Origin of the sequence: Alteromonas sp. V450 (genome assembly GCF_001885075.1) — a bacterium.
GTDB lineage: Bacteria > Pseudomonadota > Gammaproteobacteria > Enterobacterales > Alteromonadaceae > Alteromonas.
On record NZ_MODU01000004.1, the window covers coordinates 159,830 to 177,262 of the forward strand.

The following is a 17,433-nucleotide window of genomic DNA, read 5'->3' on the forward strand; positions in this document are numbered from 1 at the left end:
AGCTTTTATGCAAGCTAACGTTTGGCAATTTGAACAAGCTGGCGCACCACTGATACAAAACGTACGTGAATTCTCTGAGCCGAAGGCAGGGCGTATTGTCGTGCGCAACTATGCTATTGGCATTAACCCAGTTGACTGGAAGTTTATCGATGATAACCCGCGCGACTGGGAAAAAGGGCATATTCCCGGTGTGGACGGTGCGGGTGTTGTTGTCGCTGTAGGTGAGGGCGTTGATAACAGTCTATTGGGTAAGCGTGTGGCTTACCATCATAGCCTAGGTGAAAACGGAAGTTTTGCCGATCATAGTGAAGTGTATGCAAGCCGTGTAATGGTGGTGCCAGAAAGCGTTGATTTTGCCCTAGCTGCTGCGTTGCCATGCCCAATGCTTACTGCTTGGCAAGCGTTTAGTAAAGTGCCGGTTCGAGAGGGGGCTAACGTGCTAGTCAGCGGTATGGGCGCCGTTAACAAATTGCTGGCGCAAATGCTTTATCAGGCTGGTTTTAACGTGCATGTTATCTCAGGTAGCTTTACGCAAGAGCAAGCTGCTGAGATGGGCGTAACAACCATTCATCGCAATAAGCCTGAAGGGCAAACTTTTTACGCGCTTTTTGACGCGAATGGTCCAGACTATGCGGCGTCACTTGTACCGCTTCTTGAAGCTAATGGTCACGTAGTGAGTATTCTAGGTCGTATTGAAGTACCTGTTGATGCGCCTTTCACGCGCACTATTTCTTATCATGAAATAGCCCTAGGCGCGCTGCATGATTATGGCGATTTATCACAGTGGCAGCGATTGGTGAAAGACGGTGAGGCTCTACTTGAGCAAATTGCTGCGCAAACGCTGGTTGTCGAAATACCTAGCGTGTTTGACTTCGATAATTTGAACAAGGCGCTGCAATTTTCAAAAGAAGACAAACGAAAAGCTGTGGTTACGGTGTCATAAAGCCGGAACGATTAGGTTTCTTCCTTTATCTTTGGCTACGTAAAGGGCTTTATCAGCTCGCCTAAAGGCTTCGACAATATCGTCGGAGCCTTTACATAACGTCCAACCTATACATGCACCTATCTTCCTGTCATCAAGTGAAGCGATGTCTAATTGGTTTATTCTGCCATGCAATACAAAGAGTTCGTTCGCAAACGCTTCAGTTTGTTGTTGGGTATTCGCTGTAGGGTCGAAGCGTCTTACAATCGCAAATTCTTCTCCACCGTATCGAGCGGTGAGTTGGGTTGGGGTATTTAGGGGCAAAAGAACGCTGGCAATGGCTTTTAGAACATCGTCACCGACCTCATGGCCAAATGTATCGTTGATGCGCTTGAAATGGTCTAAGTCGATAAGGGCTAGGGCAAGTGTTCTATCAGTCTGTGAGTGCTTGTCAAAGGAGTTGTCCACAAATAAATCCAATGTACGTCGATTGGATAACGCAGTTAAGCTATCTTTCGATGCAAGCTCAGCAAGCGCTTTGTTTGTTTGCTCTAATGCAAGCGTTCGCTCTTTAACCAAAGCTTCTAGTTTTGAGGCTTGTTGACTTTTCAGTACCGCAGTTTCTCGCTGCGCGTCTCTTTCACGTTGGACCATTTTCACCATATAGCGTGCCGCGAGCGAAACCATAAATAAGCAAGTCATTACTAACCCAGTCATAAATGTGGCGATTGGATCAATAAAAAGCTCGACGTCAAAAAGAGCAACGACTGTAAGTATTAGCGTACTTAAAACAACGGGAAGCATGGCAGCGGCAAGCCATTTAGCCCTATCTGAGCCGCGTTTATGCTCGATGTAAATGACCACGCCCGCCATACATGTGTAGGGGAAAAACATCAGTACAGGCAGTTTCAATGCGATATCTAACCCTGCAGTATGCCAAAGTAAAAGGCCAACGAAGGGTAAAGAAATGCAAACTATTTTGGCTGTTGTGGTGCCGTAAACAGCGTGTTTTTCTCTAGCAAGTGTTTGAAAGAGGATCCAAAAAGCGGTGATCAGTACAAGATAAACACTTACCGCATAGCTTATGTCGTTGATGTCAGGTGTATTAGGCCACAGTAATTCAAAGGCATATCCAAACACGCGGAAAAACCAAAATGTCGTAGCAAAAATAAATGAGGCAAAACTTAAGAAAACAAGATTACGACTTGCAATGTAACCCAAAATGCTCAGCGCTGTTAAAAGCCACATTGCGCCAAAGAAAGTCATGTCACGTTGAAGCGTTTTTACATATAGGTTGTTAAAATATTCTGGTGTAGCAATAGAGAAGTTATATCTGAGGATTTCGCCAGACATGTAGCCACTAAATTCGGTATAACTTTTAGGCGACAGAATAGTTGGAAAATGGTAATTAGGTGCAGCGACTGGTCGCGAGTGGTAAGGCAAGCTATCACCCGATATCCACACTTGTTCGCCATCCGTTACCATCAGCTTTTTTACTGCAGGAAAGCTTATTGAGAACCAGACAGGAATCGGTTTCTCGAGTTGATTGTCAATGCGAACTTTAAAATGTAAATACTGTAATGGTGAACGTTCAAGCAAGCTTGCATCGCTGACCCATTTTTCATTGCCAGTGAGTATTGGCCCTTCGGAAACCGCAAAAGTTACATCTTCATTCAATTCAAGCGGTTGGGTTGGGTCAGTGAAAGCAACTGCAGAAGCGAATGGACTGTGTGTTAGCACTATAAGCAGCAATATTAGTAAACGCAGCATCTTACATCCTTGTGAGCTATACAGTCGACTTGGCCTAAAGGCAATATACTACAATGTATTAAATTTTAAGAGAATACTATCTGAACTGTGAAAGTCCTCAACGTTTATTGGCTGTTGCCCAACTAATACTAGTTCAAAAAGACAATTACACTCTCAACGAGTTGTTATCCATGCGAATTGGTATGAAGAGTCTTGGCTTTAATAAGGATTAGATAAATAAGTGATTCGCTCTACTGTTACTGAGCGTAAAATGCTAAAATCCGCGCAATTATTTACCAAGCCGTATCAAGCGTTTTACCGCATTACTGATTTTGCGCGGAGAAGCATTGCTTATCCGTTATAAAACGCGCCTGTAAGTAATTGGTTTACAGGGATAATAGATAACGAAGATAAGTATTGATGTCAGATAAGAAGCTTCTAGAAGAGATTAAAAAGCGACGCACGTTCGCAATCATATCGCACCCGGATGCGGGTAAAACCACGATTACTGAAAAAGTATTGTTATTCGGACGTGCCCTGCAAACTGCCGGTACCGTAAAGGGTAAAAAATCAGGTCAGCATGCTAAGTCTGACTGGATGGAAATGGAAAAAGAGCGTGGTATCTCGGTAACCACCTCGGTCATGCAGTTTCCATATAGCGATCACTTAGTAAACCTGCTGGATACCCCAGGACACGAAGACTTCTCTGAAGATACCTATCGTACACTGACGGCGGTTGACTCATGTCTTATGGTTATCGACGCAGCGAAAGGTGTAGAAGACCGAACCCGCAAACTTATGGAAGTCACACGCTTGCGCGATACGCCAATTGTAACGTTCATGAACAAGCTTGACCGCGATATTCGCGACCCTATGGAACTACTCGATGAAGTAGAGACCGAGCTTGATATCCTGTGCGCGCCAATTACTTGGCCAATTGGCTGCGGTAAGAGTTTTAAAGGTGTATATCACCTTCACCGCGATGAAACGATTTTGTACCAAAGTGGTCAAGGCCACACTATCCAAGACGTGCGAATCATCAAAGGGTTAGATAATCCTGAGTTAGATACTGCAGTAGGAAGTGATCTTGCTGAAACCTTGCGCGACGAGCTAGAGCTTGTACGCGGTGCATCTAACGAATTCGAACAAGAGCTTTTCTTGGAAGGCCAGCTAACGCCAGTATTTTTCGGTACAGCATTAGGTAACTTTGGTGTTGATCATATGCTTGACGGTTTGGTTGAGTGGGCACCTGCGCCACTTGGCCGCGAAACCGAAGAAGGGACTATCGAAAGTACCGATGGTAAGTTCAGTGGCTTCGTATTTAAAATTCAGGCCAACATGGACCCGAAACACCGTGACCGCATCGCGTTTTGTCGTATTGTGTCGGGCAAGTACGAAAAAGGCATGAAAATGCGCAACAGTCGTTTAGGTAAAGATGTGCGTATTTCGGATGCATTAACCTTCTTGGCTGGTGATCGTTCACTGCTAGAAGAAGCCTATGCCGGCGATATCATTGGCCTGCACAACCACGGTACCATTCGAATCGGCGATACTTTCACGTCAGGCGATAACTACCGCTTTACTGGTATTCCAAACTTTGCCCCTGAGCTATTTAAACGCATCCGCTTGAAAGATCCGCTGAAGCAAAAGCAGCTGCTTAAAGGGCTTATTCAGCTTTCTGAGGAAGGGGCAGTACAGGTGTTTAGACCCCTTGCCAACAACGATTTGATTGTGGGCGCAGTAGGTGTGCTTCAGTTTGACGTGGTAGTCGCTCGCTTGAAAGCCGAATACAACGTAGACGCGCTTTATGAGCATATTAACGTGAGCACTGCCCGCTGGGTTTACTCTGACAATGAGAAGAAGCTTGATGAATTCCGTCGTAAAGGTGAGCAAAACCTTGCACTAGATGGCGGCGATAACTTGACGTACATCGCACCTACTATGGTGAATTTACAGCTAGCGCAAGAGCGCTATCCTGATATTCAGTTCAAGAACACGCGCGAAAATTAAGCTAATAAAGATTAAACAAAGACACAATATATTATGAATATACATGCACTATTAGTTAACCGTTTCACTGAAGCTCTTAAAGAAATGGGGGTAGAAAATGCACCGGTGCCAGTTTCGCGCAGCGCTCGACCTGAATTTGGTGAGTATCAGTTTAACGGCGCGATGGCGCTAGCCAAGCAGCTTAAGCAAAAGCCGCGCGATATTGCAGAGAAAATTGTTGAGACTGTAAAGCTCGACGATATTGCCAGCAAGCTAGAAGTGGCGGGCCCTGGTTTTATCAACGTTCATTTAAATGACGGATGGCTGTCTAATCAGTGTGAGCTGTCGCTAACCGACCCACGTTTAGGTATTGCTAAGTCAAAAGAGCAGAACATTGTTGTTGATTACTCATCGCCTAACCTGGCCAAAGAAATGCACGTGGGCCACCTGCGTACTACTATCATCGGCGATGCCGTGGTTAAAGTGCTTGAGTTCTTAGGCCACAACGTTATTCGTCAAAACCACATGGGCGACTGGGGCACACAGTTCGGCATGCTACTTGCCCACCTTTCAGACAAGCTTCAAGACGAAGTAGCTGAAACGGCGCTCTCTGATCTTGAAGACTTTTACCGCGAAGCCAAAGTACGCTTTGACGAAGAAGAAGGTTTTGCCGACCGCGCCCGTGAATACGTAGTTAAACTGCAGGGTGGCGACGCTCAGTGTTTGGCGCTGTGGGAAAAGTTCATTGACGTGTCTATTGCTCACTCTGAAGAGGTTTACGACAAGCTAAACGTAAGCCTGACTCGTAAAGATATTATGGGTGAGTCGGCTTACAACGACGATTTAGCCAACGTAATCAGCGACCTTAAAGCGAAAGGTCTTGCAGTAGAAGACCAAGGTGCACAGGTAGTATTTATACCTGAGCTTGCTGATAAAGAAGGGAACCCAGCGGTTTACATTGTTCAAAAATCCGGTGGTGGATACCTGTACGCAACGACTGACCTCGCGGCAATGCGCTATCGCAGCGACAAACTAAACGCTGATCGTACGCTGATTCTTACTGACGCGCGTCAGGCACTGCACTTCAAGCAAACTGAAATTGTGGGCCGTAAAGCAGGCTTTATGAAAGAAGAGCAAACTTACGAGCATTGCCCATTTGGAATGATGCTAGGCAGTGACGGTAAGCCATTTAAAACCCGTACTGGCGGTACGGTTAAACTGGTCGAGTTGCTTGATGAAGCCGTTGAGCGTGCGGGTAAACTTATTGCAGAGCGCGACAACGATTTAAGTGAAGACGAGCTTAAAGAAGTCGCTCACAAGGTGGGTATTGGCGCTGTGAAATACGCTGACCTTTCTAAAAACCGCACAACGGACTACATGTTCAATTGGGACTCCATGCTAAGTTTTGAAGGTAACACAGCGCCTTATCTTCAATACGCCTACACCCGAGTGAAAAGCTTGTTCAGAAAAGCGGGTGTGGATATGGCCAACATGCCGGTAGATATCAATATTGTTGAGAAACAAGAGCATGCGCTTGCCGTGTTGCTTATGCAGTTTGAAGAAGTGATTGGTACAGTATCTCGTGAGGCCACGCCTCATGTACTGTGTACGTACCTCTACGATGTGGCTTCGGCATTTATGTCATTCTACGAAGCCTGCCCAATGCTAAAAGACGGTATTGAGCCAGCGGTACGCGATAGTCGTCTGGCGTTGTCAGCTCTGGTTGCCAAAACGTTAGAGCAAGGATTAACCCTACTTGGTATCGAAACACTAGAAAAAATGTAGTGTTCGCGGTACAACATAGGCATTGATATTGAAAAGGCTGACATTGATTGTCAGCCTTTTTTTTATGCGAAACACAAGCGTCAACTATACAGCGCTCGACTGCGCAAATCGTGATCCTTATACCAGTGGGCACAGATAATAGCGTACTCAGCGCGATTTGAAATGTTTGTAATCGCGGCGTGTTACCGCAGGTATAGCGGTATTACATTTCAATTTGCACCGATAGAGCAATAGCACCTTATAAACTAAACAAGTAAAAACTATTTTAATTAACGACAGGAAACTCAAATGACTAAGATCCTTGCTTTTGCAGGTAGTACCCGTAAAGGTTCATTCAACCAAGCGATTATGGAGGTTGCCGCTGACGGCGCACGCGAGGCTGGCGCCGAGGTTACCGTTATAGACCTAGCCGACTATCAAATGCCGTTGTTTAACGAAGATGAGGAAGCCGAGTTTGGCATGCCTGAAAAAGCGCAGGCGTTCAAAGAATTACTAATGAATCATGATGGTTTTCTCATTGCTTCACCAGAATACAACTCAAGTTATCCTGCATTACTAAAAAATGCTATTGACTGGGCATCGCGTATGGGCGAAGGCGAAAAGCCATTACAGGCATATCGGGGTAAAGTAGCTGGTATTATGGCTGCGTCGGCTGGTGGGCTAGGTGGCATGCGCGTGCTAGTGGTACTCAGAATGTTGCTTGAAAACCTAGGTACCATGGTACTGCCAAATCAAAAAGCAATCGCGAAGGTAAACACGCTTATGGAAAACGGCGTTATTACAGATGAAAAGACTATCAAGCAGCTTAAAAACTTGGGTAAAGAAACGGCAGAACTTGCGGCTAAAATACGTGATTAAAGCTTCATTCTTACTGGAATTATAGAGATATGCGAGCCCCTTATGCTTGCGCTTGGGGCTCGTATTTATCAATTCCGCAGGGGTTAACGTTTCGCAGGTTTACGATAGTAGAATAAACCAGCTAGCATTAATCCAGCGAGTATTGCTGTACTAGGCGCGCTGACCGATGCTGTTTTTATTTCAGGTGTACCTACGCTAACGCCTTCTAATTCAAAGCTGTCTATATTGCTAAAAACAGCACTGAAGTTCGCGGTGCCATCATCTTGAGCTAAGAAGTTAAGCGATGCTAACAGAAAGCTTCCGCTATACGTAATGCCGTCAAAAAAGCCATCTAGGCTCAGGTACAACGCGCCTGATAATGGCGCATCGAAGTCATCAGCGAAAAAACCATCGACAGAGTTTGTGTTATCTACAAAAGCGAGAAGCGTATTGTCAAACGCGAAATTAAAAGTAAGGAAGTCAAATTCCACCGCATCTAGAATATTGATGTCGATAGTAACGTTATCGCCCTTTGAAACATCAACGCTATCTGTGCTTAGTTCAATAATTCCTGCTGATGTGGTGCAAGAAAAAATAATAGCCAAAGTTAATAATAGAGATTTCATTTTTTATTCCTTAATTAGCTGCGCAACGAGTGCGAGTACACAAGCGGGTTAATGCTCTTGCATCAGATGTAGTAATACGTCCGTCGTCGTTAATATCAAAAGCAATGTCTACGGTTTCACCGCGCTGAATTGCACGTAGTAACCCACGGTAATCGTTGATATCCACATCGCCATCTGCATCCCAGTCACCCCGAACGGGTTCCTGTATGCCTGCAGATAAATCGAGACCTATTACAACCGGATCGTGATCTGAGTAGCGATAAGCGTCCGCGCTATAAAGGTTGGTATTATCAGGCTCTTCTTCGAAGCTTGCTTCACCTTGGTCGCGAATGTCGTCGTTGTAATCGAACAGGTTAATTTCGTCAGCATTCACATGCCACTCAGTTACGCCAGTAACCACAGTTTCCATATTTAGACCTAGCGCATGGTCTAAATAGCCCCGTTGACCGTCGAATACATAGCTGTAAGCGTTGTCACCGTTAAACGCCTCAATAAGGTCAATATATCCAGCGTCTTTAAATGCCATGATGGGGTCTTCCATTTTGTACGCATTCATATCACCAATAGCCAAAACTCTGTTAGTTTGAGCATTAGGCAGCACGTTGTTCAAAATAAAGTCCGTGATGACATTGACTGCGCCAGTACGGGTTAGATTACAGTTAGCTTGACCGTCACCTAAATCATTGTCACCGGTACTGCTGCAGCTAGAGCCTTTTGATTTGAGATGGTGAACAGCAACGATAACGCTTTCACCACTGGAAACCTCCTGAAACTCTTGAACCAGTGTGGGGCGGTTGCGTTGGTCCTGATACGCAGGGTTTACGCTGTCGTCAATAATGTAAGTATTACCAATAGGTAATACTGTATCTTGATATAGCAGTCCAACTTTGATGGCATCTGTGCCAATGGGCGCCGTGTTAAGAACGTTATACTGTTTTTTGCACGTGCGGGTCAGTTCTGAGGCAAGGGTATTGATTGCGTTGTTATCAGCATCATTTTCAATTTCAATGAGACCGACGATGTCACCGTTCATGGCGCATAGCGCACTTACTGTCTTTGCAGTTTGCCGTTCCAGCTCTAGTGCTGAATTTGCACCTCTGCAACCGCTGTTTTCATTCGGGCCACAAACACTGGCGCCATTGTCAATGGTAGTAAAGTAGTTAAGCACATTGGTGTTTACTATGCGCAGCGTGCCGCCCACCTCATTTGGCTCTACCAACCTCGGGTTACTAGGTTCAAAGGAATAATTATAAGCTTGTGTAACAGGGCGAACACGCCAGTTACTAAAGCTGTAGTCGAGTACGCCCGTTAGACCATTAATAGTATCGCCGCCGCGGAAAAAGTTACCGGTACTTAGTCCAGGGGTAGGGAAAAATACATTAAGATCTTCAAATAAGGCTTGATTGCTGCCATTGGCGTCGTCATCAAGAATAATACGTCGCAACGCGAGGCTTTGATTGTATGCTTCTGCGCCTGTCACGCTCGGTGTATTTGTGTGAGTGTATTGGTAAGGACGCTCTCCTTCGTATAAGACAACTTCACCGAACCGGGAGAGTTGAAAGTATTCCGCTACCGTTAGGGTATCAGTGAACGTTACTAGCATACCCTCGACTTGTTCATAATCGTCAAGTGACGAAACAGGAAGGTCGATTGTCGCCGGAGGTGGCAATGTTTCAACTGTTCCGTTTATGGTGGTTTTGGGGTTAATTATAGAGGTCATGCCGAATCGTTCATCTACCGTACCCGATACGGTTACAACATCACCTACCTCTACGTTTGCTTCACCACAGCTATTGGCGCAGTATACAAATAGACCTTGCGATGTTAACGGGTTGGCATCTGCGTTAGCGTCTGTTGTTTGAATAAAGAAGCCTGAAAGCTGTTCTGGGTGAAGTGTAGTGGAGCCTGTCGCACCTTGAAAATCGCCTACGACTACGCCAGTTGTGACAACCTCAAAACCGTTTAATACGCTGCTATTGCCCTCACCCTGTATATCGTGAATGGGCGTTATTTCTTCCACTGGGGGATCGATGGGGTCTGTTGGATCAGTAGGGTCAGTTGGGTCTGTGGGTGAATCCTCAGTGACAAAACTACCGAAGGGAACCGCTGCTCGCATTTCTTCAGCTGATGCACCGTCTAATGCGTTGTTATTAATTGCTGACCAATTTGACGCAACGAAACCACCGTCAGGACCGGTATTGTTTAACCGATACAAGAAGCTATCTTGATAGGTATTTTGTCCATCCTCAGCAAAATCTACCTGGTCAATAACGACATCATCTGCAATTCTTACAATGCGAAAAGCATCATTACCGTTGCCGGAAAAACTGCCATTTGCGATGACATTAGCGTAGTCTCCAGATGTACCAAATACGGTCCTAAAATCTTCAACACTGCTGCTGTTTACCAGGTAAACGAACTCATTTTCGTATTCACCTGACAATGAAATATTAGTGGTAAAGCTTCCGCTATTGGCAGAACGCTGCACTTTATATTCGCCGAACGTTTCTTTACCAGAAACATAGAGCTCGATAGCCTTCGGATTACCGCCCGAAAATGTACCATCAAGAATTCCTGTTATAATAACGTCTGCGTGGGCACTCGTTGCAGATAGAGCAAATAGCGCGCCTGCGATTAGTTTCAATTTCATGAACATTCCTAGATTGTTAGTTTTATTTCATGTCTGCACTGAGTTATTTGTGTGTATGCGGCAGTGCCCGACACGCCTCTATACTTTTGCTATGTGTGAGAGGCTTTTAGCGTTTTGTACACGTACTGACCAAAAGTACAGGTTTGATGTGTCAAATATATGACTGCTTATGACAAATGTATGACGTTTGTTTATGGGCCTGAATTGACGTGATATGCCACGTTACGAAGCATTAATGAGCGGTAACTATGAAAGTAAATCAGTGGCCGAAGCGCTTCCTATGAAAGCGGAACAGAATTTATGAAAAGAGCTAAACGAGGAAAAGTAACGAAAATTGGCTTGCGATGTAACGGTGAGCGTTATGACAATGTAAGATCAGCATCAGTTTTTGCTGAGAAAAACCTGTAATACATAGCGTCAATGTCAAAATGAAAGATGCTTTTGGAGAGGCAGATAATACTTCCAACATTTTCAGTAAATGCAAAAGGCAGTAAACATCTTTAGAGTACAAAAAGCATCGTCGTGTCTTTTAGCAGTACAGCAAAACTTGCCGTGCAGTTAACCTTACTACGCTGTGGTCGCAACAGGTACGCGGGAGGCAGAACGCCCGTTGATTGCGGCGCTCCCCCCACATATTCAGATTGCTATAAGATACCGCGTTTTGTTTCTAAATAGCTTGCGAAACTTCCCAACCAGTGACTTCCCATATAGTGCATGTCACCAAATACAGCGTTGAGCCCAGCTTTACGATGTGCAGTTAGGGCTTTTTCCAATACGGGCAAACGTTTGTCATTGTCAGGCAAGGCTTGCATTATACCTTCTATCATCCACGCTCGGCTGATGTTCAGCCCGTCCAGGTGGGCGAGTTTTCCGTCTGTTTTGTCTGTCACCGTTGCAGGTATGAGCCAATTAGATGTACTTGCATTTAAGTTCGGAAAGAATGCTGAGAGCCATTGGCTATAGGCTTTTTTAGGCATTACACGGCGCATTAGGTCCGCTTCGGCCAAACAAGGTGATAGGAAATCCTGCCCTGAAGGCTCGTAGGCTAGTGGGCACGCTTTGTCAGCCAGATAGTAGTCTTTCACCCTAGCCGTTAGCTGTGCTTCAAATTCCTTATTGCCTGACGTTTTCGCCCAGTCTAGCATTAGGCCAAAAGCAAAGGCGGTTTGGCTGTGTTCACCCGTTCGAATAGGGTAAGCCAATTTAGGTAACCACGCGCTTACTCTTGAGATAATTTCTTGCTCAAGCGGAAGCAAGGTGTCTAGCCATATCTTTGCTTCTGGAATAGACGATTGACGTAGTTCAGCAGTTAACTGCAAGAACCAGGCAAGACCATAGGGGCGCTCAAACGACGCATTATTTTCTCGGTTAAGGCTTGCCAATTCACCTTGAATGTTCTCAGTCGTAAAGCTGATATTTAGCTTTTCAATGATCTCATCTCTATTCACCGCGTCTTGCGCAGTATTTAGCATTCTTACTAAAAGCCAATGGCCATGAACCGATGAATGCCAATCTAAACAACCGTAAAATGCAGGGTACAGTTTATTAGGTGCTTTAACGTCGTCGGCGCTATTCATCATGTGTTTTACTACATTCGGAAACTCTTGATGAATGCAGTGAAGTGCAAGATTGGAAAAAACACTTTCGTAATTGTTGTTAGAAGTACCTATTGAGGAACTTGCAATTGCATCAGTACTGCTGGTGCTAACGGCTTCAGCTGTCGATGTACTAGTGGCGAAGGCGTTGTGGGTAGCGATTATCGCAGTTAACGCAATACTGCTGCGAATAAAGTTCTTTATTTTCATCTTTTTTTTCATCATAGCTTTGTGAGCTTTTTCAATTACAAATCTATCGCCAATGTATAGTGAACCGTGATTTGAATAAAGTGTTGCGCGACATATAGCGTGCCAGCACTTTAAGTAGCAGATTAAAGTGTAAACCCAGCTGCCTTAGTTTTAATTAAGCTTTCGATACCCTCTAGTTTGTAAGTAAACACTTTCGTACAACCAATATTGTCTAGTACCCACTGAGCGTTGTAATAGGTATCGCCATACCTTTCTCCGCTGTCGCACATAAGGGTAACTATTGAACCCGCTTCGCCTCGTTGCTTCATTTGTTCAGCAATACTTAGTGCACCCCATAAGTTTGTGCCAGTAGAAGGGCCGGCTTTAATTCCCATGGTGTTGTTTAACCAATGCATGGTTGCAATACTGGCGGCATCGGGAACGGCAATCATGTCATCTATAACGTCGTGCTGAAAAGAGGCTTCAACTTTTGGGCGTCCAATCCCCTCTATGCGGCTTCCACGGGTAGCGGTAAGTGTACAATCCTTATTCTTGAAGCTATCAAAAAACACGCTGAATTCTGGGTCTACTACAACGAGTTTTGAATTGAGGCCTTTGTATCGTATGTAGCGACCTATGGTTGCTGATGTTCCGCCAGTACCTGCACTCATAACCACGGTGTGTGGAACAGGGTGGGGCTCGGCTTTCATTTGCTCAAAGATACTCTCAGCAATATTGTTATTTCCACGCCAGTCTGTAGCGCGCTCAGCGTAAAGGAACTGATCCATAAAGTAGCCGTTAATTTCTTTCGCTACCTTAGTGGCTTCGCTGTGCATTTGAGTAGGGCAGTCAACGAAATGACACTGTCCACCGTAGCGTTCAATAAGCGCTATTTTACTCTGGGCGGTAGACTTAGGCATGACAGCAACAAACGGCACACCAATCATTTTTGCAAAGTAAGCTTCAGACACGGCCGTACTGCCTGATGATGCCTCTACCACAGTCGTTCCTTCTATAATTTTTCCATTACACAGGGCATACAGAAAAAGGGAGCGAGCCAAGCGGTGTTTCAAGCTGCCCGTGGGGTGAGTGCTTTCATCTTTTAGATAGATGTCGATACCTTGAAATGCTATTTGCTCAAGCTTTATCAGGTGGGTGTCTGCAGAGCGCTGATAATCTGCATTAATGGTATTGATCGCTTTTGAAACCCAGCTTTTCATAACACTACTCTCTTTTAATTAAATTTTGGGCAATTACTTAAAAATGCGCGCTGCAGTTAAAGTTCAGGGGGGCTGTCTTCTCTAAACACCGGAAAAAGAATATCAGTACGATATGAGTAATAGATTCTATTATTCCACTATATGGCTATTTTTGTGCAATATAGTTTCGTTAACTGATTAAATTGTGCGGTTATTTTTCAGTATGGTGATGGCGCTGGAGTTTGAGAGATTAAAACTAATCCAAGGTTGTAACGACAAGGGCAAAAAGATAGCCGAAAGGAAGGTAACTTTTGGTAAGGTTCATTGCACCTAACGCTAAACAGACCCTAGCTATTGTTCAGTACAAAAAAGTTCAGGATCCTCATCTATATTGGTATCGTTAGCACAAGACTTCATTAAAAGGTAACCACATGAAAATTAGGGCGCTTTTCTTTGCCTCAGCTATTTTATCCGCGATATGCGTTTCCACGTTGGCTTATTCGAAAGAAGGGCAAATGCTAAAAGTTGCTACATTTAACGTCAGTATGGAAGCCACTAACTATAAAGCGTTGGGCATGAAGCCGAGCGAAAAAGTACTTCAGCATGTTTTGTCTACGGGCGAGCACCCTCAAGTTAAAAATATTGCTGAAATTATTCAGCGTGTTAACCCTGATATTTTATTGCTCAATGAGTTTGATTACATTGCAGATAAACGCAAAGGGGTAGAGGCTTTTATAGAAAACTACCTCAATATTTCGCAACAAGGGCTTGAACCGGTTGACTACCCTTACACGTACGTAGCGCCAGTAAACACCGGCGAACCGACCACCTTCGACTTAGACAACAACGGTAAAGCAGAAGGTTTTGGTGGCGATGCCTATGGGTTTGGATTATATCCAGGACAATACGGCATGGCGCTACTTTCAAAATATCCTATTGATGTGGATAGTATCCGTACCTTTCAGAAATTCAAATGGCACCATATGCCTCATCCCCAAGTACCTATTATTCCTGATGAAAGTGGCAGTGTGGACAATGGCACCCCTTGGTACGATGTAAATGAATGGGAGGCATTGAGGTTAAGCTCGAAGTCTCACTGGGACGTACCAATCAAAGTGGGTGATAAGATAGTACATGTGTTAGCCATGCACCCAACGCCACCGAATTTTGATGGAAACGAAGACAGGAACGGTAAGCGCAATTATGATGAAATAAGGCTGATGGCGGATTACCTTTCTCCTGACAAAGGCGAATATATCTATGATGACACGGGTGAGAAAGTTAGCCTATCAAACAATACGCGCTTTGTGCTTGTAGGCGATTTTAATGCTGCCGATATCGGAGACAAACACAGAGAAGGTGTAATAGAACAGCTTACTGAACACCCGCTTGTCAATAACGACACAATTCCAACAAGCGCAGGTGGCTCGGGTGCATCCGGCGCTGCGTTTAGCAAGCGTTTTACCGCTTATTGGGGCGCCAGAGCAGACTATGTTTTGCCCTCTCGATATGGGGTCGATGTACATGATGCAGGCGTTTTTTGGCCTGCTAAGACAAGTGACCTGTATCGATTAGTTAAAGACCGTGCCGCCAGCTCAGATCATAGGCTAGTCTGGGTAAGCTTGTCGCTAGAACAAGATAAATAAAGACCATTAAACGATTGCCCAGTATTTACTTGTTGTTTTATGTCACTTGGAGTGGCCGCTTCACGCGGCCTTATGTAGCCAAATTTAGTCTAACTGGGATTATCGGTTTTGATCTGACACCGAATTAAATATTGTGAAGTAGGCAACTACCGCTAAATTAGCGATAAACCAAAGGTCTTTAATAACAAACTGCCCTAATCGGTTAACGATGGTGGCACTGTTAAAGGTATCAGGCACAGTAAATAAAAACGTTTGAGTCATCAGAAATACGGATAAACAAGCCATTCCACTCGTAATGATCATTGGCTTGTTCTTAGTGTAAATACCTACGCCCAAAACAAGCGCAAAAAAGACATCAAAACCTCCAATAACATTCGACGCTCCCTGTACACTGAACACAGCATATAGCCACGACATAAACGGCGATGTTTCAACCAGCCCTACAATTGCATTAGCTTCAAACTCAAAAAACTTCATGCCTCCTATCCATAGTAAGACCATGGCTACAGGAGCAAAGTTAAGGTAAGTCAGCTGTTTGTGCGAAAGTTTGTCGCGATAAAACAAGAACAGAAAAAGCGGTAATACTGCAAAGTACTTGATGATGCCTTGACCACTGCCAATAATCGGGAAGCCGCCTAAATCGGCCATCCATCGCGTTGGTGATAACAATGTAAGTAATGGAATGGCCGTAACAAAAATGGCATATAGTGTTACTATTTTTGATGAAACAAGGTTAAAGCGCGCTGCAATGGTCAGTAACGGCAGTAACAGAAACGCGATACCAACAAAGGCACCAAGTTTACTCTCGCTCAGCAAAGCGCCCAACGAGTAAAAGTCAAATGTAGTGATTAACGCACTGGGGTTTGCACCCAGTAAAAACGTTTGGCCAAGAACTGCAAAGCTAAAAGTGAGCAATGCTGTAACCATGTTGTCGGTTTGGTTTAATGTCATAAAGTGTCCGTAACTACTGCTGGTTCTGCGAAGTGTATGTAGAGACCCGCCATGGCATAAATAAAATTTCAAAGATTTTAAAAATGTTCACAGTTAGGTGAGACCCTCACGCGAAGGGTTACCGACACAATGAGAACTTATCTAATAGCCGTTGTCTTAAGTAACTTAGGTCAAAAATAGCGAGGGCTTCAAACACTGCAGCCTTCAAGTAGTCGCGTGTGAAAAGTATCAATAGCAGAGAGATAAATATGAAACAAGCAAGCAGTAGAGCACAGAAGCGTTTTAAGAACTGGTCAATAGTTGGCATGTGTGCAGCCTTGTCTGCTTGTGGTGCTCAGCCTCTAAAACCTATTGATGAGCAAATCGCGAGCGCTGAAAACGTTAAAAAACTAGAGCAAGTTGTTGATACCTCTTTGCCTTTGGTACAGCAGGCCTATTCCATTGAGTCTGAAAAAGTGTGCGATAAACACGGTGGTAACTGGAAGAAAGTAGGCCGACAGCAGGCGTACGCTTGTGTGCTACCAGCAAACGATGCCGGTAATGCGTGTAACGACAGCAGCGAGTGCGACGTGGCTTGTGTTACGGAAAGCAATAATATGGAAGCGGGAGAAAAGGCGCGCGGCGTGTGTTTAGAAAGTACGGACTTATTCGGCTGTAGAGCCTATGTGTCTAACGGCGTTGTGGAGCATACCTTGTGTGTTGACTAAGAGGTTGCTTAGCAAACGAATGTTGAATGAAGCGCACGCCATCGGCAATGCGCTATACAACAAAGCGGGTTAATTAACGTTCGGGAAGTCGAGTCTGTCCACTGCGCTCGCCGTTTCATTGCATTCACCTAATAGGTGAAGCCTATCTTCGTTTTGGTGTGTATCTATCTCGATATAGCCTGTTTGGCAATAATCTGTCTCATTCAATTTTTCATCAAGCAATGTGTAGAGTTGCTCAGTCATTCTATCACTGCTATCAGAAGATTTTTGTGATGAGCCTCCTCGGCTTTCTTGCCCTCCACGGCCGCCACGACCACCACCATCACCGCCTTGACCGCGGCCGCCTCTGCCGCCGCCACCTCTAGCGCCTTCTCGCGGTTTCATTAGAGGAATGCTAAACGCGAAGAGCTTAGTACCATCTTGCTTGATCTGTGTTTCAAAGAATATCTCATCCATGTCTAAAGGTGGCGGCCTATGAGCACACGCACTGACAATTAAAGAAGTTGTAATTATTAAAAGTGTTTTTTTCATTTTATTTTACGCTTATATGAACCACGTCATTTTGAGACTCAAAGGTCTTTTAAGTTG

The 17,433-nt window shown here is 44.7% G+C and carries 13 protein-coding genes; 6 read left to right on the top strand and 7 right to left on the bottom strand.

Annotation, left to right across the window (positions count from 1 at the left end; genetic code table 11):
- The first annotated feature begins 7 nt into the window (after positions 1 to 7).
- A complete protein-coding gene (locus BK026_RS00765) occupies positions 8 to 943 on the top strand; it encodes an alcohol dehydrogenase catalytic domain-containing protein (protein ID WP_071814086.1) in 936 nt (311 codons plus the stop codon).
- Here BK026_RS00765 and BK026_RS00770 read toward each other — a convergent pair.
- Positions 938 to 2,692 carry a diguanylate cyclase gene (locus BK026_RS00770; protein ID WP_071814087.1) on the bottom strand — a complete coding sequence of 585 codons (1,755 nt, stop codon included), beginning with the start codon at positions 2,690 to 2,692 and terminating at the stop codon, positions 938 to 940. The genes BK026_RS00765 and BK026_RS00770 overlap by 6 nt on opposite strands.
- Before the next feature lie 399 nt (positions 2,693 to 3,091).
- Between BK026_RS00770 and prfC the strand changes: the two genes are divergently transcribed.
- The 3 genes from prfC to BK026_RS00785 all read left to right on the top strand — a co-directional run bounded on the left by prfC (position 3,092) and on the right by BK026_RS00785 (position 7,303).
- Complete coding sequence (prfC, locus tag BK026_RS00775) at positions 3,092 to 4,681, top strand: peptide chain release factor 3 (protein WP_014948726.1); 1,590 nt, start codon at positions 3,092 to 3,094, stop codon at positions 4,679 to 4,681.
- A gap of 33 nt (positions 4,682 to 4,714) precedes the next feature.
- Entirely contained in the window at positions 4,715 to 6,445 is a 1,731-nt protein-coding gene (argS, locus tag BK026_RS00780; protein WP_071814088.1) for an arginine--tRNA ligase, read from the top strand.
- 288 nt (positions 6,446 to 6,733) lie between these two features.
- Positions 6,734 to 7,303, top strand: coding sequence for an NADPH-dependent FMN reductase (locus tag BK026_RS00785; RefSeq protein ID WP_071814089.1), 570 nt, complete (start codon positions 6,734 to 6,736; stop codon positions 7,301 to 7,303).
- Positions 7,304 to 7,386: 83 nt separating this feature from the next.
- Here BK026_RS00785 and BK026_RS00790 read toward each other — a convergent pair whose 3' ends face one another.
- The 4 genes from BK026_RS00790 to BK026_RS00805 all read right to left on the bottom strand — a co-directional run bounded on the left by BK026_RS00790 (position 7,387) and on the right by BK026_RS00805 (position 13,562).
- The gene (locus BK026_RS00790; protein WP_071814090.1) at positions 7,387 to 7,908 is read right to left on the bottom strand and encodes a cohesin domain-containing protein; all 522 of its coding nucleotides are present in this window, start codon (positions 7,906 to 7,908) and stop codon (positions 7,387 to 7,389) included.
- A gap of 10 nt (positions 7,909 to 7,918) precedes the next feature.
- Positions 7,919 to 10,558 (bottom strand): ExeM/NucH family extracellular endonuclease, encoded by a 2,640-nt coding sequence (locus tag BK026_RS00795; protein ID WP_177247864.1) that lies wholly within the window; start codon positions 10,556 to 10,558, stop codon positions 7,919 to 7,921.
- A gap of 644 nt (positions 10,559 to 11,202) precedes the next feature.
- Positions 11,203 to 12,459, bottom strand: a complete 1,257-nt coding sequence (locus tag BK026_RS00800; protein WP_071814092.1) for a DUF2891 domain-containing protein — start codon at positions 12,457 to 12,459, stop codon at positions 11,203 to 11,205.
- A 26-nt stretch (positions 12,460 to 12,485) separates the two neighbouring features.
- The gene (locus BK026_RS00805; RefSeq protein WP_071814093.1) at positions 12,486 to 13,562 is read right to left on the bottom strand and encodes a PLP-dependent cysteine synthase family protein; all 1,077 of its coding nucleotides are present in this window, start codon (positions 13,560 to 13,562) and stop codon (positions 12,486 to 12,488) included.
- Positions 13,563 to 13,972: 410 nt separating this feature from the next.
- On the opposite strand from BK026_RS00805, the gene BK026_RS00810 reads away from it, so the two are divergent.
- The gene (locus BK026_RS00810) at positions 13,973 to 15,187 is read left to right on the top strand and encodes an endonuclease/exonuclease/phosphatase family protein (protein WP_071814094.1); all 1,215 of its coding nucleotides are present in this window, start codon (positions 13,973 to 13,975) and stop codon (positions 15,185 to 15,187) included.
- Between the two features lie 99 nt (positions 15,188 to 15,286).
- Here BK026_RS00810 and BK026_RS00815 read toward each other — a convergent pair whose 3' ends face one another.
- Positions 15,287 to 16,138, bottom strand: a complete 852-nt coding sequence (locus tag BK026_RS00815; protein WP_071814095.1) for a DUF417 family protein — start codon at positions 16,136 to 16,138, stop codon at positions 15,287 to 15,289.
- Positions 16,139 to 16,386: 248 nt separating this feature from the next.
- On the opposite strand from BK026_RS00815, the gene BK026_RS00820 reads away from it, so the two are divergent.
- Positions 16,387 to 16,845: a hypothetical protein gene (locus BK026_RS00820; protein WP_071814096.1), complete on the top strand. Its 459-nt coding sequence runs from the start codon at positions 16,387 to 16,389 to the stop codon at positions 16,843 to 16,845.
- A 69-nt stretch (positions 16,846 to 16,914) separates the two neighbouring features.
- On the opposite strand, the gene BK026_RS00825 is transcribed toward BK026_RS00820, so the two are convergent.
- Positions 16,915 to 17,376, bottom strand: a complete 462-nt coding sequence (locus BK026_RS00825) for a hypothetical protein (RefSeq protein WP_256253550.1) — start codon at positions 17,374 to 17,376, stop codon at positions 16,915 to 16,917.
- Positions 17,377 to 17,433 lie beyond the last annotated feature (57 nt).

Excerpts from the sequence above, each read along its gene's own strand:
- BK026_RS00765 (WP_071814086.1), top strand. The coding sequence starts at position 8 with ATGCAAGCTAACGTTTGGCAATTTGAACAAGCTGGCGCACCACTGATA.
- BK026_RS00770 (WP_071814087.1), bottom strand. The coding sequence starts at position 2,692 with ATGCTGCGTTTACTAATATTGCTGCTTATAGTGCTAACACACAGTCCA.
- prfC (WP_014948726.1), top strand. The coding sequence starts at position 3,092 with ATGTCAGATAAGAAGCTTCTAGAAGAGATTAAAAAGCGACGCACGTTC.
- argS (WP_071814088.1), top strand. The coding sequence starts at position 4,715 with ATGAATATACATGCACTATTAGTTAACCGTTTCACTGAAGCTCTTAAA.
- BK026_RS00785 (WP_071814089.1), top strand. The coding sequence starts at position 6,734 with ATGACTAAGATCCTTGCTTTTGCAGGTAGTACCCGTAAAGGTTCATTC.
- BK026_RS00790 (WP_071814090.1), bottom strand. The coding sequence starts at position 7,908 with ATGAAATCTCTATTATTAACTTTGGCTATTATTTTTTCTTGCACCACA.
- BK026_RS00795 (WP_177247864.1), bottom strand. The coding sequence starts at position 10,558 with ATGAAATTGAAACTAATCGCAGGCGCGCTATTTGCTCTATCTGCAACG.
- BK026_RS00805 (WP_071814093.1), bottom strand. The coding sequence starts at position 13,562 with ATGAAAAGCTGGGTTTCAAAAGCGATCAATACCATTAATGCAGATTAT.
- BK026_RS00810 (WP_071814094.1), top strand. The coding sequence starts at position 13,973 with ATGAAAATTAGGGCGCTTTTCTTTGCCTCAGCTATTTTATCCGCGATA.
- BK026_RS00815 (WP_071814095.1), bottom strand. The coding sequence starts at position 16,138 with ATGACATTAAACCAAACCGACAACATGGTTACAGCATTGCTCACTTTT.
- BK026_RS00820 (WP_071814096.1), top strand. The coding sequence starts at position 16,387 with ATGAAACAAGCAAGCAGTAGAGCACAGAAGCGTTTTAAGAACTGGTCA.
- BK026_RS00825 (WP_256253550.1), bottom strand. The coding sequence starts at position 17,376 with ATGAAAAAAACACTTTTAATAATTACAACTTCTTTAATTGTCAGTGCG.